This is a genomic window from Corynebacterium durum (assembly GCF_030408675.1).
Taxonomy (GTDB): Bacteria; Actinomycetota; Actinomycetes; order Mycobacteriales; family Mycobacteriaceae; genus Corynebacterium; species Corynebacterium durum.
In genome coordinates this window covers 1,598,220-1,624,200 of sequence record NZ_CP047200.1, presented here as the reverse complement: position 1 = coordinate 1,624,200, position 25,981 = coordinate 1,598,220, and the positions used below count along the sequence as shown (strand labels likewise).

Annotated in this window: 21 protein-coding genes; 6 read left to right on the top strand and 15 right to left on the bottom strand. The window is 55.1% G+C overall.

Annotation, left to right across the window (positions count from 1 at the left end):
- Positions 1 to 4: 4 nt before the first annotated feature.
- Positions 5 to 3,925: an ATP-dependent RNA helicase HrpA gene (hrpA, locus tag CDUR_RS07540; protein WP_179417727.1), complete on the bottom strand. Its 3,921-nt coding sequence runs from the start codon at positions 3,923 to 3,925 to the stop codon at positions 5 to 7.
- Positions 3,926 to 4,110: 185 nt separating this feature from the next.
- On the opposite strand from hrpA, the gene CDUR_RS07535 reads away from it, so the two are divergent.
- On the top strand, positions 4,111 to 5,079 hold the full coding sequence (locus CDUR_RS07535) for a hypothetical protein (protein WP_179417726.1): 969 nt from the start codon (positions 4,111 to 4,113) through the stop codon (positions 5,077 to 5,079).
- 7 nt (positions 5,080 to 5,086) lie between these two features.
- On the opposite strand, the gene CDUR_RS07530 is transcribed toward CDUR_RS07535, so the two are convergent.
- Complete coding sequence (locus CDUR_RS07530; RefSeq protein WP_179417725.1) at positions 5,087 to 6,049, bottom strand: hydrogen peroxide-inducible genes activator; 963 nt, start codon at positions 6,047 to 6,049, stop codon at positions 5,087 to 5,089.
- A 183-nt stretch (positions 6,050 to 6,232) separates the two neighbouring features.
- Between CDUR_RS07530 and CDUR_RS07525 the strand changes: the two genes are divergently transcribed.
- Entirely contained in the window at positions 6,233 to 6,829 is a 597-nt protein-coding gene (locus CDUR_RS07525) for a peroxiredoxin (RefSeq protein WP_006063590.1), read from the top strand.
- Positions 6,830 to 7,354 carry an alkylhydroperoxidase, AhpD family gene (gene ahpD / locus CDUR_RS07520; protein ID WP_179417724.1) on the top strand — a complete coding sequence of 175 codons (525 nt, stop codon included), beginning with the start codon at positions 6,830 to 6,832 and terminating at the stop codon, positions 7,352 to 7,354.
- Between the two features lie 17 nt (positions 7,355 to 7,371).
- Here ahpD and CDUR_RS07515 read toward each other — a convergent pair whose 3' ends face one another.
- From CDUR_RS07515 to CDUR_RS07485, 7 genes are all read right to left on the bottom strand, one after another.
- Positions 7,372 to 9,912: a DEAD/DEAH box helicase gene (locus CDUR_RS07515; protein WP_179417723.1), complete on the bottom strand. Its 2,541-nt coding sequence runs from the start codon at positions 9,910 to 9,912 to the stop codon at positions 7,372 to 7,374.
- Complete coding sequence (locus CDUR_RS07510; protein ID WP_218865422.1) at positions 9,909 to 11,651, bottom strand: ABC transporter permease subunit; 1,743 nt, start codon at positions 11,649 to 11,651, stop codon at positions 9,909 to 9,911. Before CDUR_RS07510 ends, CDUR_RS07515 begins: the two co-directional genes overlap by 4 nt.
- A 19-nt stretch (positions 11,652 to 11,670) precedes the next feature.
- Positions 11,671 to 13,176, bottom strand: a complete 1,506-nt coding sequence (locus CDUR_RS07505; RefSeq protein ID WP_179417722.1) for an ABC transporter substrate-binding protein — start codon at positions 13,174 to 13,176, stop codon at positions 11,671 to 11,673.
- A 13-nt stretch (positions 13,177 to 13,189) separates the two neighbouring features.
- Positions 13,190 to 14,452: an MFS transporter gene (locus CDUR_RS07500; protein WP_179417721.1), complete on the bottom strand. Its 1,263-nt coding sequence runs from the start codon at positions 14,450 to 14,452 to the stop codon at positions 13,190 to 13,192.
- Entirely contained in the window at positions 14,449 to 15,240 is a 792-nt protein-coding gene (locus CDUR_RS07495) for an ABC transporter ATP-binding protein (protein ID WP_290207062.1), read from the bottom strand. Before CDUR_RS07495 ends, CDUR_RS07500 begins: the two co-directional genes overlap by 4 nt.
- The gene (locus CDUR_RS07490; RefSeq protein ID WP_179417720.1) at positions 15,237 to 16,016 is read right to left on the bottom strand and encodes an ATP-binding cassette domain-containing protein; all 780 of its coding nucleotides are present in this window, start codon (positions 16,014 to 16,016) and stop codon (positions 15,237 to 15,239) included. Before CDUR_RS07490 ends, CDUR_RS07495 begins: the two co-directional genes overlap by 4 nt.
- A gap of 205 nt (positions 16,017 to 16,221) precedes the next feature.
- Positions 16,222 to 17,205, bottom strand: a complete 984-nt coding sequence (locus CDUR_RS07485) for a helix-turn-helix transcriptional regulator (RefSeq protein WP_179417719.1) — start codon at positions 17,203 to 17,205, stop codon at positions 16,222 to 16,224.
- Positions 17,206 to 17,267: 62 nt separating this feature from the next.
- Here CDUR_RS07485 and CDUR_RS07480 point away from each other — a divergent pair, with 62 nt between their 5' ends.
- Positions 17,268 to 18,239, top strand: coding sequence for an ABC transporter ATP-binding protein (locus CDUR_RS07480; protein ID WP_179417718.1), 972 nt, complete (start codon positions 17,268 to 17,270; stop codon positions 18,237 to 18,239).
- Positions 18,236 to 18,979 carry an ABC transporter permease gene (locus tag CDUR_RS07475; protein ID WP_006063580.1) on the top strand — a complete coding sequence of 248 codons (744 nt, stop codon included), beginning with the start codon at positions 18,236 to 18,238 and terminating at the stop codon, positions 18,977 to 18,979. Before CDUR_RS07480 ends, CDUR_RS07475 begins: the two co-directional genes overlap by 4 nt.
- Here CDUR_RS07475 and CDUR_RS07470 read toward each other — a convergent pair whose 3' ends face one another.
- Positions 18,980 to 19,942 carry a PAC2 family protein gene (locus CDUR_RS07470; RefSeq protein ID WP_233452918.1) on the bottom strand — a complete coding sequence of 321 codons (963 nt, stop codon included), beginning with the start codon at positions 19,940 to 19,942 and terminating at the stop codon, positions 18,980 to 18,982.
- A gap of 285 nt (positions 19,943 to 20,227) precedes the next feature.
- Here CDUR_RS07470 and CDUR_RS07465 point away from each other — a divergent pair, with 285 nt between their 5' ends.
- The gene (locus CDUR_RS07465) at positions 20,228 to 21,415 is read left to right on the top strand and encodes a DUF4192 domain-containing protein (RefSeq protein ID WP_179417717.1); all 1,188 of its coding nucleotides are present in this window, start codon (positions 20,228 to 20,230) and stop codon (positions 21,413 to 21,415) included.
- 18 nt (positions 21,416 to 21,433) lie between these two features.
- Here the strand turns inward: CDUR_RS07465 and CDUR_RS07460 are convergent, their stop codons facing one another.
- From CDUR_RS07460 to CDUR_RS07440, 5 genes are all read right to left on the bottom strand, one after another.
- The gene (locus tag CDUR_RS07460; protein WP_006063576.1) at positions 21,434 to 22,111 is read right to left on the bottom strand and encodes a metal-dependent transcriptional regulator; all 678 of its coding nucleotides are present in this window, start codon (positions 22,109 to 22,111) and stop codon (positions 21,434 to 21,436) included.
- Between the two features lie 284 nt (positions 22,112 to 22,395).
- Positions 22,396 to 23,385 (bottom strand): sigma-70 family RNA polymerase sigma factor, encoded by a 990-nt coding sequence (locus CDUR_RS07455; RefSeq protein ID WP_179417716.1) that lies wholly within the window; start codon positions 23,383 to 23,385, stop codon positions 22,396 to 22,398.
- A gap of 84 nt (positions 23,386 to 23,469) precedes the next feature.
- Positions 23,470 to 23,904, bottom strand: a complete 435-nt coding sequence (gene dtd, locus CDUR_RS07450) for a D-aminoacyl-tRNA deacylase (RefSeq protein ID WP_179417715.1) — start codon at positions 23,902 to 23,904, stop codon at positions 23,470 to 23,472.
- Positions 23,901 to 25,481: a DUF7782 domain-containing protein gene (locus tag CDUR_RS07445; RefSeq protein ID WP_179417714.1), complete on the bottom strand. Its 1,581-nt coding sequence runs from the start codon at positions 25,479 to 25,481 to the stop codon at positions 23,901 to 23,903. The genes dtd and CDUR_RS07445 overlap by 4 nt, the downstream gene beginning before the upstream one ends.
- Positions 25,482 to 25,492: 11 nt before the next feature.
- Entirely contained in the window at positions 25,493 to 25,927 is a 435-nt protein-coding gene (locus tag CDUR_RS07440; protein WP_179417713.1) for a DUF3099 domain-containing protein, read from the bottom strand.
- Positions 25,928 to 25,981: the final 54 nt, after the last annotated feature.

The following is a 25,981-nucleotide window of genomic DNA, read 5'->3' as shown; positions in this document are numbered from 1 at the left end:
ACTGCTAGCGAAGCTTGTCCACCGCTTTCTGTATCCTGCGTTCGGACACTGCATGGGCGGTGCCAAGGCGCTGCGCGAACAAACTCACTCTGAGTTCCTCCACCATCCACCACACGTTTTTGACCTCCCGGGACTTTGCTCTGGAAGACGGTAGTTGTGCCAGACGCTGGCGTATATAGTCTGTCACGTCCGCGATAATGTCCTGGTTATCGGCATCACGGTCTGGGTGGGTCTCCATGTCCTCTAACCGAATGAGCATTGCCTGCAGGTAGCGGGGAAGATGCTTGAGGTGTGACATGCCATGGACAGAAATGGCATGAGGCGGAAGTAAAAACTCCAGCTGGGCAGTCATGTCATCAATGGCATCGCCTGACCAGCGTTTTAGTTCTTCAACGACATTGTGATAGTCCGCCAGTGCTGGTGCTAGTTGGACAATAATCTGTCTCACCGTTGCTGGAACTGTTGGCGCGATGGTAGCGCGTAGCTGTTCAAACTCGTCTGGTGATCGTGCTGGTCCACCAGCTTCCAACATGGCATCTCGGATTGCTGTCACCCGGGCATCATCAACGAGGCCAGCTGCACCCCCATGGGGGTAGTGCTCTACCGCCACTCGTTGTTTCAAAGGGAGACCATTTAGCATTCGTTGCACGCTCACAGTAATGTCCCGCATGAGTAGCGTCAGCGTGGCCGTCATCATTGAAGCATCTGCAGCGGCTTTGGTCGGAAGCACCTGGATACTCACACCCTGAGGTGTGACCGCTAATGCCGGGTAGGCCACTACTTTTTGCCCATCTACCGTAGTGATAACCTCCTCATCGATTGCCCCGAGAGTGTCGTTTGTCCATGCTTCGACCACCGAGGACCCGGAGGAGCCAGCCACGCGACCAACTGATGAGGTGACTTTCTCGGCTTGACGTTCCTGTAAAGCGGTGAGGTCTTTGTCACGATCAATGATGTCGCCACGTTTGTCCACAGCTGCAAATGACATTCGAAGATGAGGGGGCAGTTGTGACAACTGGAAGTCAGAAGCATTGATTCCATGGCCACCGAGGGTGCGCAGGGCGTCGGCAAGTTGGCTGGTGAGTGTGGTCTCTGAATCGTTGTCCCCCTGGTAGGGGTGCAGTTGTGGGAGCGCTCGTGCGGCAAAATCGGAGGCCGGTACAACTGTGCGGCGCAGCGGCTTCGGAAGAGTCCTAATGAGTTCCGTAACCAGCTCTTTGCGTAAACCAGGAACCAACCAATCAAATCCGCGGGGTGTTAAACCCGCCAGAAGTGGCATGGGAATACGAACTGTCACACCATCGTCTGGGGTTCCTGGTTCAAATCGATAACTAAGTTCATACTCCACATTGCCCTGCCGCCAAACATCGGGAAAAGCGACCTCAGACACATTATGAGTGTCACTGACAAGCTTGGATGGATCAAAGTCAAGGAGTGTTGGTTCGGTACGCTGTCTCTTTTTCCACCAACTATCAAAGTGACGACCAGTGGTCACGGACGAAGGTATACGGGCGTCGTAAAAATCAAAGAGAGTTTGCTCATCTACCACGATGTCGCGCCGCCGGGCTTTATCCTCTAATTCGGAGGCAGACTGCAACTTTTCCATGTTTTTGTGGAAAAAGGCATGATGGGTGTTCCATTCACCTTCAACCAGTGCGTGCCGTATAAATAAGTCACGCGCTATGCCTGGATCGACTCGATGATAAGGGACAATACGATCGGCCACAATGGTGACGCCAAACAAGGTAGATTTTTGATGAGCCATCGCTGCCGCTCTTTTTGATGACCAATGTGGTTCCGAATACTGATGACGTAACAGGGATGAAGCTGCTTTTTCTACCCATTCTGGCTCGATTTCAGCACAGTCCCGAGCCCACAGCCGTGATGTATGTACTAGTTCTGCGGCCATGATAAAATAAGGCGGCTTTTTTGCTAATGACGAACCCGGAAAGACCATAAAATGCGTTCCCCGTGCACCCGAAAATTCCTTAGACTCGCCATTGCGTGAGCCAATATGCGACAACAACCCGGTCAGCAGCGCCTGATGTATCGCATCACCATTGTTATCTGCGGAGACGCTATTACGGGTCAGCCAACCAAGATCTTGTGCCACCTGTTCCAGTTGCTGCACCAAATCACGCCACTCTCTAATGCGCATATAGTGCAGAAATTCCTGCTTCATGCGACGACGAAAAGCATTACCGCTCAGCTCACGGCGAGTGCGTAAAATATAGTCCCACAGTTTCAGATAACTCAGAAAATCACTGCTCGAATCCTTGAAGCGGGCGTGCGCTTGATCGGCCTGTGCTTGGAAATCAAGTGGCCGTTCCCTTACATCTTGAATGGTCAGCGCGGCGACAATCACTATCACGTTATGTAGACACCCCAGTTGTTGTGCCTCAATAAGCATTCGAGCCATGCGTGGATCGACAGGAATACGCGCCAATTGCTTGCCGACGTCGCTCAGTTTCGGTGCCCCATTGTGCTCGCCGTCGTTCAACGCCCCCAACTCGTGAAGCAGCAGCAAACCGTCACGAATAGAACGCTGATCCGGCGCCTCTACAAATGGGAAATCTGCTATATCCCCAAGGCGCAGTGATGCCATGCGCAAAATCACGCTGGCAAGGTTCGTGCGAAGAATTTCTGGATCAGTAAATTCCGCTCGAGTCAGAAAATCCTCTTCCGAGTACAGGCGAATCGCAATGCCGTCCGCCACGCGGCCGCAGCGCCCTGAACGTTGATGTGCGCTGGCTTGAGAGATATTTTCTACGGGAAGATGCTGAACTTTTGTGCGGGTTGAGTAACGGGAAATGCGCGCTGTGCCAGTATCCACCACATAACGGATGCCAGGGACGGTAAGGGAGGTCTCTGCAATGTTTGTTGCCAGGACAATCCTCCGACCTCGATGCGACCGAAAAACACGGTGTTGTTCCTGGTTGGACAATCGTCCATACAGCGGAACAACCTCGATGTCACGCCACTTTTTTGCTTTAATCACTTCAAGTGCATCACGAATTTCACGTTCCCCGGCGAAGAAGCACAGAATGTCGCCTGGTCCCTCGTGTATGAGCTCAATCAGGGCGTCACATAAACCATCTAGCGGATCAACATCAATGATGGAATCACCAAGGCTCTGCTGAAGTGGACGGTAACGAATTTCTACGGGATATGTACGTCCAGACACTTCAATAATGGGAGCAGGTTTTCCGTCACTATCGCTAAAGTGTCGGGCAAATCGCTCGGGGTCAATGGTTGCCGACGTGATGATAACTTTGAGATCGGAGCGTCGAGGAAGTAACTGTTTGAGGTATCCTAGTAGGAAATCGATGTTCAATGAACGTTCATGGGCTTCATCAATGATAATGGTGTCGTAGGCATTCAAAAATCGATCTTTTTGCATTTCCGCCAGCAAAATGCCGTCAGTCATGAGCTTAATTGCAGTCATAGGGGAAACACGATCATCGAAGCGAATGGCATAGCCAATGCTATTTCCAACATCTTGTCCCAGCTCGTTTGCGATTCGCTCTGCGACGGTACGGGCGGCTAGTCGTCGAGGTTGCGTGTGTCCAATCATGCCGCGGACACCTCGTCCGAGTTCTAGGCAGATTTTCGGAATTTGCGTAGTTTTTCCCGAACCAGTTTCACCGGCGATAATAACCACTTGATTCTCCATGATTGCCTGAGCGATGTCATCGCGTCTCGCACTCACTGGGAGCGAATCCGGGTATGTAACTACTGGTAAATTTGCCTTTTTTGCGGCTAAGGAAGCGCGTGCAGCGTTGATGTCCTGAGCGATGGCGGCTAGCGCGGATGATGAGCGTGCCTTGCTAAGTCGGCGGCGGAACGTGCGAGCGTCGCGTAAAGAGACGTCGTCTAACAGCGGGTAAAGATCTTTTTTAAGTGGTGTGTCAGTGGTTGTATTCATAACTAGCCAATCATCGTAGTGTATGTAATGTGATTTACGCGCACAACGGCGGTGAAGCGATATGCATATGTGCTGTAGCTGGTGGTGGTGATGGGCTGCATGGTGCTTTCATTTAAAAAATTACAAGGTATATTTGGTACGAGGTTTCATACGTACGACCATATGTTAAAGACAGGAATGTAGCCGTGGCGCAGACACCAGAACATCCTGATGGGCAGAACTCGCAGAATTCACAGCAGCCTCAGCAAGGATACTACTATCCTTACGGACCGCATGCGCATCCTAACGCTCAGCAGGGAGGACAGCATCAACAACAACCATACGGTGCTCAAGGTTATGGGCATCAGTCCTACACTGAGCAGGGAAGTAGCTCCTATGCGTCATATGGCAACCAGTACTATCATGCTCAGGCGGGTCCCCCTCTGACTTTCGGGCAGGGGGATGGCAAGCTAAGCGTTGCTGATGCGCTTCAGTATGGTTTTTCTGCCGTAATGCGGAACGGGACTTCGTGGCTCATTGGTGCATTATTATTCGTGGGTATTTACGTCGTGTACCGGGGAGGGATGTTTTTGAGTTCACTTTTTGCCCCTCTGGTGGGTAATATGTCGACGAGCGTCATGCTTTTTGTGTTCACCCTTCCTTTGTCCTACGGGGTAGCTTTAGGCGTCAATGGTGCGCTACAGCAGATGGATAGAGGGATTGTTCCTTTTGGGGACTTTATGCGTGGCCAACGGCTGGTTATTACTACCATGCTACTTTTCCTATGGTATTTGGTGACGATCTTTGTGCCAGTAGCAGCGATGTTATTCATGGTCGATACCGCGGCCACCCCACCACCGTTCATGGCAATCATTATTGCAGGTTGCTTAGCTGTTGTGGTCGTGGCGGTGATTTCTATATTGGTGTCAATGGTCCCGTTTTACCTGCTTGATGGTCGTGGCACCATTGCGTCGTGTATTGGTCAGGCGCTGTCTGATTCTATTCGTAACTTCTTTCCTCTTCTACTGCTGTGGATTGTTATTGGTCCTGCTAATGTAGTTGGTTCTCTTCTGTGTGGGATTGGGCTTATCGCTACGCTGCCTGTCTCTTTTCTGGCGTTGTCATATGCGTATCGCCAGATGAGTAGAGGACAGATTCAACTACTCACTTCATAGAAGTTAGTTAACTTGCCAGTGTCGCTGGTTTAACTACGTCAGCAATGCTGTCTTGGTAAGCGCGTGTGATCAACGTGCCAAAGGTAGCAAACTCGTCGGTCCGTGAGGTGGAGCCTCGATAGACTAGGCCGATGGTGCGGGATGCGTTGACAGCGGGGTTAAATTGAGCGATGGCTAGGCTGTCGCGCTGGCATTCTGCTGCGACAGCGCTTAGGGGGATCAGTGTGGATCCTAGCCCGCCTGATACGCACTGGGTCACTGTGGCTAGGCTGGCTGCGCGGGTAACAGCAGTATTGCGGTTATCGGGGGTGAAATCGGCGCTTCGGCACAGATCAACAACCTGGTCGCGCAGGCAATGCCCATCGTCAAGAAGCAGTAGGTTGAGGCCACGAAGAGCGTCGATAGTCAAGTCGTCTCGTCCCGCTAGTTTGTGGTCGTGAGGGACTACCACTACAAAATCCTCCGTGTACAGCGGTATTTCAATGAGTCCAGGTTGGTCGGTGGGCACTGCTAATACTGCTAGGTCAATGTGGCCGTCGCGAAGTTGTTCAAGGAGATGTTTGGTTTGGTCTTCAACGATGCGTGGCTCTAGTTCGGGCAGCTCTGCGTTAATGAGGTGCAAAAGGTTAGGAAGGATGTAGGGAGCAATGGTCGGAATCATGCCGATGGTGAGTGGTCCGCTGAGATTGCCGTTAGCACCGCGTGCGTAGGAGAGGAAGGCTTCAGCGGCGTCAAGAGTCGCTTTGGCGTAGGGGAGTAGCGCCTCACCGGAGGGGGTGACAATGACACGCCGTGTGGAACGCTCAATGAGCTGCACGCCTAATCCAGTTTCCAAGGCAACAAGTGCCTGAGACAGTGAGGGCTGGGAAATAGCCAGCTTGGCGGCGGCGGTGCCGAAGTGTTTGTTTTCGGCGATAGTCACGAACGTTCGGAGTTGCGCAAGGGTGGGGCGGTACTCTTTATTGCTCATGCCTATTACTATATAACACACCCAAAAGATTTACCTTTTGACGGCCTGGGGTTGTTCGTGCATACTTTGTGTGAGCGCTATGGTGTCGGCCATTCTGAGCAGGCTTTCTGTGCGATGAGGGCGATGATCGTGGCGCGTATCACTGAACATACTTTCTTGGTTGTCTGTATAAGGAGGCACCCCATGGCACTGCTGACCATTGGCGATACATTCCCTGAGTTCTCTCTCACCGCGTTGAAGGGTGGTGACCTGCATGATGTTGAGGCATCGCAGCCGGAGGACTACTTTGAGACCGTTACCAGCAGCTCCTACCCAGGAAAGTGGCTGGTTGTGTTCTTCTACCCGAAGGACTTCACCTTTGTCTGCCCCACCGAAATCGCTGCGTTTGGCAAGCTGGATGAGGAGTTCCAAGACCGCGATGCCCAGATCCTTGGCGGCTCCGTGGATAACGAGTTCTCCCACTTCAACTGGCGTGCAACCCACCCCGAGCTGAAGACCGTGCCCTTCCCGATGTTCTCCGACATCAAGCATGACCTCATTAAGGCTCTTGGCGTGGAAAACGCTGATGGCGTCGCCGACCGTGCCACCTTCATCATTGACCCCGATGGCATCATTCAGTTCGTCTCAGTGACACCCGATGCCGTTGGCCGCAACGTCGATGAGGTGCTGCGTGTTCTTGATGCCCTTCAGTCGGAAGAGGTCTGTGCCTGCAACTGGCAGAAGAACGACCCGACCAAGAACATCAACAAGATGGAAGAACTGCAGGAAGGTCTGAAGTAAATGTCGATCGATAACCTGAAGTCCAGCCTCCCCGAGTATGCCAAGGACCTGAAACTCAATCTTGGCACGCTTACCCGCTCCACTGAGCTCAGCGAGCAACAACTGTGGGGAACGTTCCTCGCCTCTGCTGCTGCCACGCGTAACGACGCCGTGTTCTCCGAGGTTGCTGACGAGGCTAAGGAGCACCTGTCCGATGCTGCGTTTGATGCTGCGCTCGCTGCTGCCTCTATCATGGCCATGAACAACGTGGCTTACCGCGCCAAGGGCTACCTTGGATCTGATTATGCCCAGGTCAAGATGGGCCTTCGCATGAATGTGATCTCCAACCCCGGTGTGGAAAAATCCGATTTTGAGTTGTGGAGCCTGGCTGTATCAACTATCAATGGTTGTGAGCACTGCTCTGTTGCACATGACAAGGTAGTTCGCCAAGAAGGGCTGACCAAGGAGCAGGTGTGGGAGGCCATCAAGGTCGCCGCCACCATGCAGGGTGTGGCCCAGGCTGTGCAGATTGAGTCTGCCAGCTAATCCGATTAGCGCACAGCTTATGTGTGGTCGAGGGTGAGGGACGCGAAACGCACCTCACCAGCCTCATCAGACGCATCCAAATCAATGATGGCCTCGAAAGCGAATGAATTGTCGCCTTCGGGGTCTTTCATTATTTGCCGCACAGTCCACATCCGTCCGGTTTTGTTCAGACGGAAGTATTCGGGTCCACGGGCGGCAGGACCAGTGTCCATATCGGAATATTCATCAAAGTAAGCATCCATGCCGGCACCGAAGTCGGGGGCGTCGTCAAGGTAGCTGGTTAAAGCCTCCAACTGATCTTCTTTTTCGTACGCGAAGAGTTCTACGAGGCGGAACATGGCGTTGCGTACCATGATGCTGAAAGCGCGGGTGTTGGCTGTCAGCGCAGTGGGATCTTCCACACCGAAGGCCAGTTCACGTGCCAGTGTTTCCTTAGAGATGGGGGCATCAGGGTCGGCCATATGCGCCCACTCGTCCACCAGGGAAGAGTCCACCTGGCGCACGAGTTCCCCCAGCCACACGATGATGTCTTCCAATTCCTCTGTCAGGTAGTCCTGCGGCACAGAATGCTGCAGGGTCCGCCACGCATCAGTGAGGTAGCGCAGCACCACACCTTCGGAGCGGGCGAGACCGTAGGTGGCAATGAGATCGGAGAACGTCATGGCGTGTTCGATCATGTCGCGCACAACCGATTTGGGACTCAGTTCGAATTCACGCGCCCATGGATGTCCCTGTGTGTAGACATCAAAGGCATCTTCTAGGAGATCCTCAAGGGGTTTGGGCCAGGTGATCTCTTCGATGATGGCCATTCGCTCGGTGTAGTCCACACCGTCTGCTTTGAGCGCGGCGAGTTCTTCACTTCGTTCGGCTTTTTGCTGCGCGACGAGCAGTTGGCGGGGGTCGTCCAGAATTGACTCAAAGATGCTTATCACATCAAGTGCGTAGGTGTCTGATTCGCGATCTAACAGTTCGAGTGTGGCCAATGCGAAGGGTGCTAATGGCTGGTTGAGAGCAAAATCTCGCTGGAGTTCTTCTACTAAATGGTAGGGGCGTCCTGCTGCGTCCGTGCCGCCTTCTGCCTTTTCCACGATTCCTGCCCTCACTAAGCCTTGGAGCAGTTCCACTGCTGTAAGGATGTCTTGATTTTGTTTTGTTCGGGTGTCGTGGTTTCCGCGCAGTAGTTTCTTCATATGCTCGTACCCGTTTCCTGGACGGGCGATCACGTTTAACAGCATGGAGGTGCTTACCCGGAACTGGCTGTGCAGTGGCTCTGGGGCAGCCGAGGTGAGGCGCTTATAAGTGTTTTCCGTCCAGGTTACTTCACCTGGTCGAACAGCCTTTTTGCGGAGTTTTTTGAGCTTTTTAGGATCCTGACCAGCTTTGGCGCGGAGTCGGTAGTTCTCAATTTCGTGGTCGGGTGCCTCAATCACTACGGTGCCTACTGTGTCGTACCCGGCGCGCCCAGCTCGTCCGGCTATTTGGTGAAATTCGCGGGACTTGAGCATGCGCTGTTTGGTGCCGTCAAATTTGGTGAGCCCTGTCATGAGGACGGTGCGGATGGGTACGTTGATGCCGACGCCGAGGGTGTCGGTGCCGCAGATGACTTTCAGCAACCCTGTCTGGGAGAGTTTTTCTACGAGGCGTCGATACTTGGGCAGCATGCCAGCGTGGTGCACGCCGATGCCTTTGCGTAGGAGTGATGAGAGTGTACGGCCGAAGGTGGTGGTGAAGCGAAAATCCCCAATCTCGGCGGCGATTTTTTCCTTTTCCTCGGGGGTGATGATCCTCATGGAGGTGAGCGACTGCGCACGTTCGATAGCATCGCGCTGGGTGAAGTGCACCACGTAGATGGGTGCTTTGCCGCCGGTTAGGAGTTCTTCTATGGTTTCGTGAACGGGTGTGTACACGTAGGAGAATTCGAGGGGGACTGGTCGTTCTGTGCCTGCGACGAGGGTGGTGACTCGGCCGGTGCGGTCGCTGAGGTCTTTTTCTAGGAATGTGGTGTCGCCCAGGGTGGCAGACATGAGGAGAAACTGCGCTCGGTTGAGTTCCAACAGGGGTACTTGCCATGCCCACCCGCGGTCGGGTTCGGAATAGTAGTGGAACTCGTCCATGATGACTTGATCGATGGCCGCGTTTACGCCGTCGCGAAGCGCAATGTTGGCCACGATTTCGGCGGTGGCGCAGATAATGGGGGCGCTACCATTGACGGTGGCATCGCCTGTCATCATGCCTACTGATTCGGGGCCGAAGATGTCGCAGAGCGCAAAGAATTTTTCGCTGACTAGTGCTTTGATGGGGGCGGTGTAGAAGGAGCGTTGGCCGCGCGCCATGGCAATGAAATGTGCGGCGATGGCGACCATGGATTTTCCAGACCCGGTGGGGGTGGCCAGGATGACGTTGTCTCCGGCCAGGATTCCTAAAGCTGCTTCCTCTTGCGCGGGGTAGAGGGTGATCCCGTGGTCCCGTGTCCAAGCGAGGAATGAATCGAAAATGGACTCATCAAGCAGGGATTCGGGGACCTCGGACAGGTCAGGCAGCATCTGGGTCAGGTTCACGTTTTCCAGCGTAACCTGATGGTTGTGTCGGTGGCTAACGCTGCGGCGACACCTAAGAGCATGAGCATGACGGTAGGTGCTGCCATCATCCATGGTGCGCGTTCAGCGTATCGGATGGATTCGGAGAGGACCACGCCCCATTCTGGTGAGTCGTGTGGGGCACCGAGACCAAGGAATCCAAGACCCGCCAGCGCAAGCGCATTGTGTGCAACACGGCTGGCGGCGTGACGCACAACGGCTGGTAAAACGTTGGGCACAAGATGCCACCACACGAGTCGTGTGCGCGACGCCCCTTGTAGTTGTGCCCAAGTGTAGTAACCGGATTTACGGATTTCGGCAGCTACTGTGGAGGTGTGTGCGGCTAAGGGGATCCAGCCGACGACAATCACTGCGATGGCGGCGGTCATGATCGATCTGCCGAACACGCCTGCGAGTACTAGGCCCACAAGGATGATGGGTAGTGCATTGAGGGTGTCGCCCAGCCGTGCGGCCCATCGCCCCGATAACCCTGCTCCAAACCCGAGGAGGGCACAGATGGCGGTCACAAGTATCGACGCCCCGATGGTGTAGACCATGCCGTCAGCTAAGCGCGCCAGCAGGTCGCGGCCCAGTTGGTCGGTGCCTAGCCAATGCTGCGCGGAAGGTGCCTGCAGTCGTGCCTCAACATCCAAGGTTGGACGAGTCAGCACCATGGCGAGCAATACTGAAAGGAAAGGAATGCAGACTACAAGAAAGGGGATTGTGCCATGTGGCCGAGCGGTCACCACCGAGTAGGAGGCATAGTTTCCTTGAGCTTTGAGTAGCGGGCCGAGAATCCACATGCGCAGCCAGTGCGCTGCGGAACCAGCGACAATACCGACGATCACCATTGTCAGCACGATGACTTGAAGTACGGGTACATCTTGATCCAGTGCGGCTGTCACCGCACTCCGCCCGAGGCCCGCAATGTTAAATGTTTGTTCCACTAAGGCTGTGGAAGCGAGTGTTCCTGCCAAAAACAGCACCACTTGCGGGGCGATGGTTCCCGCCGCGCGGATCGATATCGCGCGATAGAGCTGGCGTGGCGAAACCCCGCCTCGTCGCCATACCCGCACCCATTCTTCCCGGCCAATGCCATCAATGGTGATCAGCAATACTCGCCCGAGCAACCCTGCCGAAGGAAGTGCCAATGCGAGAGTGGGCAAGACCATATGTGTGTAGCTGGAAAAACCGCTCACTGGAAAGATCCTGAGCCGCAGGGCAAACAATACAAGCAGCACAACGGCTAGGACAAACTCTGGGATGGTGCCTAGTAACGCCATTCCCATGATGTCTGAGGAACGTGTAGCGGTGCCGCGAACAATGCTGCGCAGCCGGGGCCACACCAAGAACCAGGACAGTATGACAGCGGTTCCAGTAGATAGCGCCGCGAGGGTGAAAGAGACACCGAATCCTCCCAGTGCCACGTCGGCCGCGTTTCGGCTGGGGTCAACCCAGCTAACGCCAAAATCCCCAGTGATCGCGCCGCGCAACCATTCCATCACACCTTCAGCAGGATTGGTGGGTAGGTCGAGTTCGGTTCGAATCGCTTCCAGTATCTCCGGGTCGGGATCACGTTCAGCTTCACGTGCCCGAAACACGGCGAGGGCAAGATCGCGGTTTCCTAACCACGGCAGAAGTGCCGTGATCAGGAGCGATGATGCCACAAGCAGCAGTGAGGTAAGTGCGCCACTGAAACGGGTGAAAGGTCGAGTAGGCATATCACGCAGGCATAGTCAGTTAGGAGTGGGCAGTGTCTTTGGTGACGAGCAGGCGCTCAAAGGGATCAAAGTTTAGATTGGAGACAGTGTTGTAAGCGTTGATGGAGTACTCATGTGCAAGCGGGATGACGGCATTGTCGCCCACGATCTTTGCTCCAACCTCTGCTGCCTGCGTGTACCGTTCTTCATTGTCGGTGGTGCCATCGGCCTTAGCGATGGCCTCATCTATCTCAGGGTTGCAGTACCGCGACAGGTTGTAGGAGCCTTCGCATGTGTAGTCAGATGCCAGGAAGGACACAGGGTCCGCTGCCCCGGACTGGTAGTTGCGGGAGCCAATCACGGCATCATATTCACCACCCAGCAGCGCTGGTTCCATGGACTTATAGTCACGCACCACCACGTTTACCTCGAATCCGGCTTCGCGGAGTTGATCAGCAACAACGGAGGCTACCTCACCAAGCTCAGGACGTTCTTTCCACGTCACTAGCGTGATGGCCTTGCCGTGTGCGTCTGCTGCGTTGTCAGTGTTGTTGTGGGAGTCAACATGGGAGGCCCATTCGGCTTTTTCGTTAAACAGGCTGCCATGCGTTTTGCCAGCGTGACCTTCGTAGATGCTGTCTACTATGGCATCAGGGCGAACTGCTTGTGCGGCTGCGGCACGAATAGCAGGATCAGCGAATTCCCCTTTGCTGGTGTTCAGATGCAAGTACACGCCGCGGGGAAGCGGGGTTGAGTCAATGGTGAGGTCGCGCAGTTCACCGAGTTGGGCAATCGGTACTGCTTGGGCCATAGAGACTTCGCCTGCGCGAATGGCATTTGCGCGGGCGTTACTGTCTTCAATGAATCGCACAGTGAGGCGTTCAAGTTTTGGAGCTCCGTCCCAGTAGTCTGCGTACTTGGTAGCGGTTGCTGAAGTGGAATCCACCTCTGACAGCTGGAAAGGTCCAGTACCATGTCCTTTGACTGTGGGGGTATCACCTGTGTACGCGTCTTGGGAGAGGATCACGGTTCCTGGGTCGGCGAAACGTTGGGGGAGGATCGGGTCGGCTACCTCCGAGGTGACGGTGACTTCGCGATCGCCCGTAGCTTCGAATGTGAGAGCCTTTTTCCCTAAGCCTTTGGGGCGGCTTGGCGCATCCCAGGCGTGGTGTAAGGAGGTCACTATGCTCTCTGCATTCACTGGAGTGCCGTCGTGAAATTTTATCCCGTCGCGCAGGGTGAAGACCACCTTGTTGGGGTCAGGGGTTGTCCATGATTCAGCGAGCTTCGGTTGTGGTTTGCCGTCAGCGTCTAGTGTGACCAGGGTTTCGGCGATCCCCATGCGAGTGTTCAGTACCGCGTCATCGGAAAACGGCGACAGGGATGCCACAGGTTTGAATGGCAGCGATATGGCAAGGCTGGAACTATCTTGGCTCTGTCCGCCCTCAGGCGTGGTGCAGGCGGCTGCTGCCACGCTGATGCCCACCGCTGCGATGAAGGCGCACGCAGAGCGACGTCCTTGTTTCAGTGTTGTCCGTATCATCATTATTTCTCCATTTCTAGTGTTGTACGGCGCTGACCTGCGCTTGTGGTGTATGTCGCGCCAGTCGAGGCATCACAACTGCCGACGCTCCGAGAAGCACAGTAAGCAGCAGCCACGGGAATGATGCGTGGGGACCGACTGTTGCGGCGTCGTCAAGCAGCAGACCCACAACCAGGGAACTAAGCAGGACCATGACCCCACCGAAGGAGTTGAGGAATCCGTAGTAGCTGCCCAGGTTCTTTTCACCGCCAATGGTGCCCACCAGGTCACGGGACAATGGGATGGCGATCATCTGTCCGGCATGCAGCAGGACAAGCATCGCCACAGCCGGTGCCAGCGCCCACAGCCCAGGAAGTGGTGCAAGCGGTGCAGCAAGCGCAACTACAGCAAAACCTAAGGCCATCAAGGCAAAACCGAGGCAGATAGCGCGGTGAGAGGAGGTCAAGCGTGACAGTCGTGTGAGCGGCATTTGCAGTGTCAGTACAAACACGCTGGAAAATACGAACATCCACCCTAGGGCGTCAGCATGCCCTGTTTCCCGGGTCAGTTCCACTGGCAGGGACAAGTACTGCTGGTTGTAGGCCACAAGTCCCGTCGAATATGCAAGCGCAAAGACCAAGAACCTACGGTTTCGCAGCACTGACGAAAAACCAGTCAGCATTGAGCTGCTTGATTCCGTGTGTACGCTTGGAATAAGCAGCAGGTGGCTCACAAAAAGGAAGGCGAAAATTCCGGCCGCCACGAAACAGGTCAAGTGAAAACCTGCATCGATGAGTTCGGCGCCAAGTAGAGGGCCAGTGAGTGCGCCAACGCGGGAAAAGAACGCGTCCATGCCGAAAAGTTCAGAGCGGGTCATCACTCTGGCTTTTTCCACGTCTCGTCCAGACACTGCCAAGGCTGTTTCCGCAGCTGGTGAGAACAACGCGGCGGCGAAACCAATGAGCACAACGCCCACCATGATGTGAAAGGTCGAGTGCGCAGTTCCTGTCACTACGAAGCCCAGAACGCGGATGGCAATACCGAAGAGAAGCACCGGTTTAATTCCGCAACGATCCGTCAACCCACCGCCAATGAAAAACAGCCCCTGCTGACTAAAGGTACGTAAACCCAGGATAAAGCCGATCATGGCGCCGCTGGCTGCCAGGTTGTCCGTCATATATGTGGCCAGGAAGGGAACGACCAAATAGAAACCGACGTTGAACAACATCTGGGTCACCAACAGCAACTGCACCAACAGCGGTAGTCGGAGGAAACGAGAGGCATCGTGGAGCACGCTCATACTTCATCCTCGCCGGACAGCACGTCTGCCGCCAGTCGCTCACTCGCGGAATATCCAATGCGGTGGTCGTCGTGCCAGAGAGTGGGATGGAGGATGCGGTCAGCATCAAGGAACGCCTGCCGCGCCGGGGAAACCGGGGGAGTAGTGTCCCACAAGGATTGAATGGTGCCTTCCTCGGCGATGGTGCCGTTATCCAGCAAGACCCACCTATCGCACAACAGTGTTGCTGCGGCGAGGTCATGCGTGATCAAAATCAGTGTCGCATCGTTGTCACCAAACATAGTTGTGACGATTTCCCGTGTGTCGGCATCGAGAGCGCTGAGGGCTTCATCTGCAAAGATGATCTCCGGGTCAGTGATCAGAGCACGGGCAATGCCGACGCGTTGGCGCTGGCCGCCAGACAAATGCGCAGGTTTACGTGTCAGGAACTCGGCACCCAGACCCAGTTGGGCAAGAAGTTCTTGCGCACGAGTCTTGGCTTTCCTCGCAGCAGCGCGCCCATGCGCAATAGCGACTGGTTCTGTCACAATAGTCGCCACTGACAGTGCCGGGTTTAAGCTCGCGTCGAGATCTTGTGGGATGTAGGTGAATCGCCCGCGTGTTACCTCAGTGACGCTGCCGCTGGTGGGGCAGTACGCCCCAGTGAGCAGGCGAAGAAGTGTGGTTTTCCCGGCGCCGGATTGCCCAATGATCGCGACTTTTTCACTCGGTGCGATGCTGATGGATATGTTGTGAAGGATTGGCTCGTATGAGATATCCTCCATTTGAATGGCTAAGTGATCATTCACAGGGCTGAAACCTCGGACATGCTCTCAGCTCCCGTCTCGGCTGTGGCAGTCATCGCAAAAGAAGTCATGGCAAAAGAACTGTCAGTGATGCGTTGTCCCGCACCGAAGAGTGAGCGTAGCTCTGCCCATTCGTCGTCGGTGCACAGGTGGGCACGGTGGCTACCGTCCTGGTTGGGGATCATGATGATGGCCTGATCGCACAGCGCGGCCGCTGCCCCGCGGTCGTGAGTGATAAACAGCAGTGTTGCGTCGTTGTTGTCGCGCACGGACCGCAGGGTGCTCACAACATCGGCGGTCGCAACAGGGTCCAACGCGGACGTGACTTCGTCAGCGAGAATAAGGCGCGGGCAGGGCCCTAGGGCAAAGGCCAGTGCGGCACGCTGACGTTGGCCGCCGGAAAGTTGCAGCGGAAATCGCTGGTGTAGCTCTTGCTTAAGGCCAACGGACTCCAGAAGGTTCGTCGCAGCGTCGATACTTCCAGCGGTGAGCGCGATTTGCTTGATCACAGGCATCAAGGGATTGAGTGCACCGAACGCATCCTGCGCCACCATGCTGACCGTGCCGTTGCGCGTGCATGTGCCGGTGACAGCGGCCGCGGGGCTGAGATAGTCGCCAATGAGCGCGGCGAGCGTAGATTTTCCAGACCCTGATACCCCAAGTACTGCTATGGTGCGCGGAGTGTCGTCAATGTGAAGGGCGTCGATACGGAGGACAGGGGTTCCGTCAAACGATATGGTGCAGTCATTGATGGTGAGAACACCACCGGTGTTATCCATAGGTGACATAGTGACCACCCTTCTTCGTTGCTGAGCCGGGGATAACGTCCTGAGATCTTAGATTTGTTGACGCATACTCTATTGAAAGTGATTACTCATTAGAACTCCGGCCAGGTTATCAGTATGGCAACCAAAGATCAATGGAAACTATTTTCATTAGTTTTCAATAGCTTTCAGCGGAGCATTGTATGCAGCCGCTGCCCAGCTACGCCGACAGCTGTCCACCGCCAGCCGCCTGTGTCATCCTTTCCAAGGCGTCCTGAAACGCTGAACGTAGTGGTTCGGCTACCTCAACCGTGTAATCAACCCCAGTGGGCATCCACCACAATGCGTGTACAAGCTCATAGGTATCCACAACTTGCACGCACCACCGCGACTGGTTTTCACCAACTTTCTCAATCTCCGGCACCCATCGACCGAACTTCGCCTGTGCTTCCTCCGCAGACAGTGCCACAGTTACCTGCACTTCATGCCTGCGTCGCTGCTTTCTTGCAGGAAACATCAGTCGCTTTTCGACGTCTCGCGCATCCAGCTCGCGCGGCTCGCACCGCACTCCAGTCAGCTCCAGCCCAGAAAGCCGATCAACACGAAACGTCCGCCAATCATCACGCCCTTCATCCCAGCAGAGCACATACCAGCGCTGAACCTTAGGTACTAAGACATACGGATCCGCCAGGCGATGTGTCACCTCGCCTGATGCAGAGGTGTACCTAAAACGCACCCGCTCATGGGTACGGCACGCCACAGCGAGCAACCCCAGAGTCTCTGCAGATACCCCAGTATCCTGCTGAAATGATGTTGCCTTATTGATTGCTGCGTTGAGAGCAGATACTCGCCGCCGCAGCCGCGCCGGGAGCATGCGTTCCAGCTTGGTCAACGCTGTGATTGTGGCATCAACTTCGGTGATGAGCTGCTGGGATGCAGTAATGCGCAGGCCAATGGCCATGGCGACGGCTTCGTCGTCAGTGAGCAGCAGTGGAGGCATGCCAGTTCCGGACTCTAGGCGGTAGCCGCCATCACTTCCTGCGAGCGAGTCAATCCTGTACCCAAGCTCACGCAATCGATCAACATCACGGCGAATTGTTCTTTCTGTCACATTGAGTGTGGTGGCTAGTTCAGGCCCTGACCAGTGCCGATGCGATTGCAGCAGGGTGAGTAGGCGGAGAATACGGGACGTCACATCAGTCATGATGCTAGTGTTGCACGCCATGCGGACAAGAAATGACCGCATGGGTTGTTAGCGTGCGGGGCATGTCAGAATCCATCATTGAAACGCATAATCTGACCAAGCGTTTCGCCAAAGCTACAACCAATTCGGTTACAGACCTGAACTTTGCGGTACAGCAGGGTGAAATGGTGGCGTTCCTCGGGCCGAACGGCGCGGGCAAAACGACGTCGATACGCATGCTCACCACCCTGATCGCGCCCTCCAGCGGTGAGGCAATCGTGTGTGGTTACAACACACGGACCCAGCCACACAAGGTACGCGCACACATCGGCTATGTGGGCCAGAACAGCAGCGGCAGCCTGCCACAACGCGTCCGCGACGAACTGGTCAGTCAAGGTGCCTTTTACGGGATGTCCACGGCCGCAGCCAGGACACGTGCGGATGACTTGATCACAACGCTGGGACTCGAATCCTGCGTGCGCACCACCGTCCAACGCCTCTCTGGTGGTCAACGGCGGCGACTCGACATAGCTCTGGGTCTCATGCATTCCCCACAGCTCATCTTCCTTGACGAACCCTCCACCGGCCTCGACCCGCAAAGCCGCGCCAACCTGTGGAAACACATCACCAATCTGCGCGAACATTACGGCACCACCGTTTTCGTCACCACGCACTATCTGGAAGAGGCAGACCAGTACGCTGAACGCATCATGGTCATGGACAAGGGGCACATCATTGCCGACGCCCCCGCCACCATGTTGAAACAACGCTATGCGGGCGACATCCTGACCCTTGACCTGATGAACCTTGCAGACATCCAGCGTGCGGTAGGCATCGTCAAGCAAGTCGTACCCGATTCCTCCAGCCTCACTGTGGATACCACCACCATCACACTCACCGCAGTTCATGGGTGTCAGGCCCTACCACAACTACTGGCGCTTTTCGACGCTGCGGACATTCCCGTTCGACGCGTCACCGCTGTGCCACCCACCCTTGACGACGTGTTCCTAGCACTTACCGGAACGTCACTTCGCGAATCAGGAGACCACTCATGAAAGACACCTGGAACGTTTGTGTACGAGAACTCAGACCATTACTTAGAGACCCTTTCAGCCTCATCTTCAGTCTCGTCCAACCCCTGGTTTTCCTCGGGATATTTGGCCCACTACTCGTGGGACAATCTGGGCAGCCAGCGGGGGAGACGTTACGTTGGTTCGTCCCAGGAGTCCTGGTCATGATTGTGCTCTTCGGCAGTGGTGCCACTGGATCAAACCTGCTCTACGACATGATGAGCGGTGCCCACGAACGCACCCTCGTCGCGCCGCTTTCCCGATCGTCGCTCTTGATCGGGCGGGCATGCAAGGAACTACTGCCCACCGCGGTGCAGGCCCTCATTATTGTGCTGGTTGCACTACCATTCGGCTACCACGTCACCGTATCCGGTTTTATTCTCGGCGTCATTCTCTTGGCCATCTTTGGTGTGGGACTCGGTGCTCTCTCCTACGCGCTAGCGCTGGCCAGCAAAAACCACGACTGGCTGTTCTGGGGAGTCCAACAAACCCTGATCTTCCCCCTGCTGATACTGTCCGGACTGCTCATCCCACTTGATTATGGGCCACAGTGGATGCGCACCGCGGCTACCGTCAACCCGGCCAACTGGCTCGTCCAAGCCCTGCGCATACTGCTTGATCAAGGACTCACTAGCGACCAGGCCATACTTTACGGTGTGCTCTCCGCAGTAACCCTCGCCGGAGTGGGCATCGCCGTCGGGATTGCAGCAATTAACCGTGAATAGCTACTTATCGCTATCGCCGTTTTCCAAGCTGTCCGAATCGTTTGGTGGATCAAAGGTGGCCAAGAACTGCTCAAACGCTTCGCCGAGTGCTTCACCAGAAGGAATCGCTTCAAAGTCCAAGGCGGCTGACTCTTGGGACGCTTCATAACGCTCCAGCTCACGGTCGTACTGCTGCTCCAGCGCCCGCACTACCTGGTGAATTTCCGGGGCGTCGTCAATCTGCGAACTCAACTGCTGCATGACGCGATCAGCGTCTGCCTGCAACGTGCCCAAAGGAATAGAAAGCCCGGCATCGTCACTCAGCGATTCCAATAACCGTAGAGTAGCCAACGGATAGTCCGACGCGGCCAAATAATGCGGCACATGAGCCGTGAGCCCACCAACATTCTTGCCGCGCTCATCTAAAGTGCGCTCCAACATTAACGATGCCGCGCCGGGAATGTGGATCCTAGAATCCAAGGTGAAATGCTTACCAGTGAGCTCAGGGATATTTCCATGAGCAGTAACCACTAACGGCCGAGTATGTGGTACGGCCATCGGCGCGGAATACAGGCACAACGTCTGAGACACGCCGAAACGCTCAGCAAGATCAGCCACTGCTTTAGTAAAAGCCGACCAGCGCATATCTGGCTCGGGTCCAGTCAACAGCAAAAATGGCTTCCCAGCGTTATCTCGGACAACATGAAGCCCGATCTCTAATGGATCCACGTCAGCGATGCGGTTATGATCCAGCACGACGGTAGGGCGCCTGGAACGGTAGTCCACTAACTCATCGTTATTAAACGATGCCACTAGACCATGTTCCAGGGCAGCCAGAATGTGTTGCGCACTGGCATCAATGGCCTGTCCGGCATCGGCGTAGCCTTGTAAAGCAACAATGAGGGTTGGACCCTCAGTGTCGCTGGCCGACATATCTGGGGATGGATATTCCAGTTCGTACATACGTGGTTGTTCCTGTGACATGATGATCCTCCTTCGGTGTTACACGGTCTTACATGGTGTTACATAAATGTGCCCATAATTAACACAACTTTCCACACCGCCGAAAGATTCCCTGCAACGCACATTTTATGATGCCTTGTCTGAACGTCATCGGACGCTACGCATACACGGCCGCACCACCAGCCTACCCGCACCGTGCAGTCCGATCGGATCACGCGTTGTGGATAACTCAGAAGAAGACGATGTTATCCACAGGAAGAACAGAAGCCACAGCAGCAACCAAACGCACTACGTCACAGTGGAAGCATGACTTCTACACTTTGCACGCCAGCAGATATGTTTGCCAACCTGCCAGGGATACTCGGGTTCTACCCCGAGAAATCCATTGTCCTCGCAGGGTTTCACAGAAGTGAGTCCACACAGCAGCCGGGAAAATATGTTCTCGGACCGCTATTTCGCACAGACAGCAACCGGACGGACGCCATCGCAGACATTCTCCGCAATCTCACCATGAGCACGGACCTGATCTTTGGTTTCATCATTGACAATGGGATCTACAGTGATTCCAACTCTGCACCATGCGCTCAGGATTACGTTCGTAGCCTCTGCGCCATCGCTCGCGACCATGACGCTCCACTCGCTGCTGTGTGGGCAACTCCGTCGCTCTACACTGGTGAGCCTTATCGCAGGGTTTTCGGCCTCACACAACATGACGTGGGACCTGCAACAACCGGACGTGACAACTGGGATGCCGGATGTATCGCACCAGTGGCCAGTGCTGCATCAACGCGGGATCTTCTTAGCAAGGGCATGCTGCCCGACATTACTCGAACCGACATGCTAGACCATTTTCAACCAATCCACGCCTTTGACGACGACATTGAAGCCCATGTTGTGCAAAAACAGATTACGGAAATGGCGCAATCGCTCGCCGACCTCGCCGAGGCCCATACCCCGGAAAGCTCAGGGACATTTGCTGCGGCAATGGATGAACTGTGGGAAGTCCTCGCTGCCGTGCGGGACACGATCAACGACTGCGATGCCGAAGTAATTGCCAACTGCGACCTTGCAGAAGCCATTGCGGCAGACACCGAACTACTCATCAACGGTGCTGTGTTCTTTGCTCATCCGTTGCTTCGCGACGTCGCTTTAGTTGCCGCAGACCGCAGCGTTAACGACTCAATAGCTCCAGGAACCACCCGGGCTTTTATGGAACTGGCATTGGCAGTTGGGCGGTGTTTTACTGGTGAACTGCGGGCCAATGCCCTGTGTAGTTATGCTCTCGCGGCGTCGCAATGCGGATACCGGGTACGCACAGTTCCGGCAGTGCGGTGCGCATTGGAGGCGAAAAGTGACCACGGCCTAGCTGACCTGCTTATGAAAGGATTTTACGCGGGGCTGTGTGATCAGATGCTCAAAGCCTGCCTTGCCGGAAGCGTGACGTTGCGTGAAAAATACACCCACCCTGCGCAGCGCGCAGAGGGGGCGGCGTGATAAGCAAAAGGTGACCGGTTATCGCTCTTCGATGCGAATGGCGTGGCTTAAGTCCTCGTCGAGTTCAACGGCGTTGTCCTTATGAAGAAGTTGCACCACACCATTGTGGTGGCTGACCTCAATATCGGAGCCAACCATGATGCCTGCGGAGGATAAGGCATTGAACTGCTTATCATCAACCTGCAAGATCTCGTTGATTTGAACCACGCGAGCCTTGATCGGGGTGTCTTCGGGGAGGTCAATGATGCGCTTTCCAGGCAGAATGTCTGGGGATTCAATACCGAGGTCACTTAAGCCTGGGATCGGGTTGCCAAAAGGAGAACGCTCGATATTATCCAGCTTGGATACAAGGCATTGTTCCACCTCGTCGCTCATCACATGTTCCCAGCGGCACGCTTCGGCGTGGACGCGGTGAATATCCAAGCCAATGATGTCAGTCAGCAGCAGCTCGGCAAGACGGTGCTTGCGCATCACGGCGGTTGCCAGCCTGCGACCTTTATCAGTCATCTGCAGGCTACGGTCGGGAGCGACCACCACTAAGCCATCACGTTCCATACGGGCGACGGTCTGACTGACGGTTGGTCCAGACTGTTCAAGCCGTTCCGCAATGCGTGCCCGCAGTGGTGTGACGCCTTCTTCCTCCAGCTCGTAGATGGTGCGGAGGTACATCTCGGTGGTGTCTACTAAGTCTTTCACGGAACTAGACCCTTCTTGTGGAACTCAATCACTACTTAATCTATACATTAATGGAAAAGTCGTGTAGGCAAACCAGAACGGCGTGCCGTGTCTGGACGGTTATGTAAAAGAGCCAATCTCTATGTGTCGCAAAACTAAACATCCAACGCCGACCCAAGTGGTCCAGCAGCGATGCTGTGAGCTGCAAAGATAGCAATAATCAGGGTGTGTAACGCAGTAAAACAATAAGGAATGGCTAGCCTCGCCTAAAAATAGGGGAGGCCAGCCATAATGGGCAAGAAAAACTACGTTGCGTACTCTCGCAGTTTCTCTGCACGCTCACCATCGCGCAATTTGCTCATCACTTCGCGTTCGATTTGGCGAACACGCTCGCGAGACAATCCGAACTTCCGTCCGATCTGATCCAGGGTGCGTGGCACGCCGTCGTCAAGCCCGTAGCGTAGACTAATAACCTCCTGCTCACGCACCTCCAGGGAGGCTAGCACTGAGCGGATATCCGAATGCCGCAGAGATGCCACAACGGCTGCCTCCGCATCCGTTGCCTCAGAATCTTCAATAAAATCACCCAGCGGCGCTTCCTCATCGGCTCCCACCGGCATGTCCAAGCTCACCGGATCACGAGACTGGCGGAGCAGAAGCTCAATCTTGGATTCATCAATGCCAGACTCTTCAGCTAGTTCTTCATTAGTCGCCTCACGCCCGAGGTTTTGGTAAAGCTCCCGCTTGATGCGGGACAGCTTGTTTACCTGCTCCACCAAATGCACAGGAAGGCGAATAGTGCGGGACTGATCGGCCATCCCACGGGTGATGGCTTGTCGGATCCACCAGGTTGCATACGTAGAGAACTTGAAACCTTTGGTGTAGTCGAACTTCTCCATCGCCCTAATCAAACCAAGATTGCCTTCCTGAATAAGGTCAAGCAATGGCATTCCACGACCGGTGTAGCGTTTGGCTAGGCTGACTACAAGGCGAAGATTTGCCTCCAACAGGTGTGAACGGGCGTGCTTCCCTTGGCGAGCCAGAACCTTAAGGTCGCGTTTCATGGCGCGAGTAAGGGGGTCCTCCGAATTTTCCAACAAGTGCTCTGCATACAAACCAACCTCAATGGTTTGCGCCAGCTGCACTTCATCCTCCGCAGTCAGGAGCGCAGTTTTGCCGATCCCGTTCAGGTAAACACGCACTAAGTCAGCGGAAGGGTTATCATTTGTTTGCCCTTGGCGACTGCCGCGGTCGATCTCCTCAGCATCAAAATCCTGTGTGGACGGTAAAGTCATGCTATGCCTCCTGCTGATCGTCGGTCTCAGTGCGTTTAACGGACAGGACAGGAAGTTTGTTCCCACAGCGGAAAAAATTTTTTTTTAACACTCAACTATCACAGTAAAAGGCCCTTCGTTTGTCGAAGTGACCTGTATCATCGCTCCGAACACGCCTGTAGACACTGCAATACCTCGTGTCTGTAATCCCCGAATAATGCGATCAACCAGTGGTTCAGCAACATTGCCAGGCGCTGCATCTGACCACGACGGGCGCCGACCTTTCGCTGTCCTTCCGTACAAGGTGAACTGGCTGACCACCAGTACTGGTGCACCCACGTCGGTGACTGACTTTTCGTCCGGCAAAATACGCAGTTCGGCGATTTTACGCACCATCGTGTCGCAAGCATCTGGACCGTCGTCATGGGTGACACCGATAAGCGCCAAGATCCCGCAGGTCTCGGGGCAGTCAATTGCACCAACCACAACACCGTCTACTGTCACCTGTGCAGAACTAACGCGCGTCAACACGGCCCTCATGCTTCGGACTTTCCATGGGGTGCTGTGTCAAGTTCAAGCAGGTCTGATGGCAGCACTATTCCGTGACGTAAAAGATCCACAATGGCGGCTATCACATCGTTCATCAGCACTGGTGAAACATCAATTCCCTGGCTAAGAAAATAGAGCGATGCCGTTTCCTCTAGGTTTAGCCCATGGGGGTTAAGCCCTGCGAGTATGGCTGCAAGATGCTCATCAATATCGTGAGACCAACGCGGCCCATCTGTTCGCGTGACGCGCACTACCGCAGGGGAGAAACCGGAGTTGATGTCGCTAGTGACATCAACATGTTCAATGGCCACACCAGGACGAACTGCCAGCTGGCTATGTGCAATATCGTCCATGGTTGTGTTTCGCAACCAGGCACTCCGAACAAAGTAATCCTCAACCTCTGGACCCAGCGGATCGGAAAAATCGTGGTGAAGCTCCTCGGCGACAACCTCTGATGGCTGTGAGCCGTCATCAAGAGAACCCACCCGCTGGATCGCCACATAACCAAATCCGATGCCTGTAACCGACTGCTCGTGGAAAAAGTTCAGCCAGGCGGTTGCTTGCTCCGCGACGATAGGATCACGCGGATCCAGGGACTCGTCACGAAGCCACGTGCCTACATACAGCTCAGGATCAACAACATCACGCTGCAATATCCACGCCACCACACCATGGTCAGGTAGCCACGATGCCACACGTTGTTGCCAGGATTCCCCCTCTTTATGTACCCATGCAGCAACAAGATGTGCTGTCCCGCCAACAGTCAGGTGTTCTGGGGCTTGGGAGATCATCAGCTGACTCGCACCGTCAAGGCTCAATCCCGAGTCTCGGTACACATGCCCCACCTCAGGCAATCCGACGACAAACGGTGGGTTTGACACGATCCGTTCGTATCGACGCCCTCTCACCGGCTCAAACCACGCTCCCTCCAGCAAATCGGCATGTGGGAGGCCCGCAGCCGTGCATGTCGCCTCAGCGTAATCGAGGGCACGTGGATGAATATCTGTCCCAGTTAACTGGGCTGCCGCGTCTGATTGTGCCAGCAGCTGAATTCCGCAGCCGGTCCCTACATCAAGTAAAGACTTCACTGGTGATGAAGGCACGGACTGAGCCAGTGACAACGACGCCAACCCAACACCAAGCACATGATCTTTACCTGGAATGTGTCCAGCCATGGTGGCATCAGCATCAGAGAATATCCACCGATCATGTCCAGCGATGACATGTGGGCGAATGTCGATCACGCAGCGCAGCGTCGGATCTAATGCGTCGTCGCTGGTGCCGTACGGTTCCAGCGAGCATGCGGTAGTCAGGGCGTCGACAAGCGGCTGACCAAGCCACCGGACCCACTCACTGGTGGGGGCCATGTCATGAAGGAGAAAAGAGCGGACGAAAAAATCGAACGCCGTGTCGTCACTGGCTACGCGTCGGACTGCGGCAGGCTCGCCGCGAAAAAGCGCAGCGTGCGCGCCTGTTCCGAGGCGATGAGCGATAGCTGATGCGGTGAAGTTGTGTGAACGAAACAGTTCAACAAGCTGGGTGGCGGCGGAGGTTAAAACAGTACGCACAACCCCCGAGTCTAGTGCTCAGCAGCGTTGCCATCAGTGTTGTGGTCAACAACCCCCGGTAGTTCTTTTTGCTTCTCAGACTCTAGCGCCGCATGTGCCGCCTGTCGAGCCTGTTCACGAGCCATCTGAGGCTTATATACCTGTGGACGTCGCGGGTCGCGGGGTTGCCCCACGCCATTAGCAATCACCACAGCGATCCAAGGCAGTGGCACGGAAATGAGGAACAATATGCCCGTGATTACCCAATTTTCCCACAACCAGTACACCGCGCCAGCGGTAAGCAAAATAGGGATGCGTGACCCCTGCAGCCAGTTGTACATGGTGCGACGGTACTGCCAGTTCTCCAGTGGGGACTGACGAGCGTCGGTAATGAGTTCTACCTGATTGCGACGTCCCGCACGGTGGCGTGTGCGGCTGCGAAGCAGGTGAAACAGGTGAGAAAACATGAGGTGAATATGCCTAAACCTGGGTGGATCGAGGGACTCAATAAGGGCGGAAAG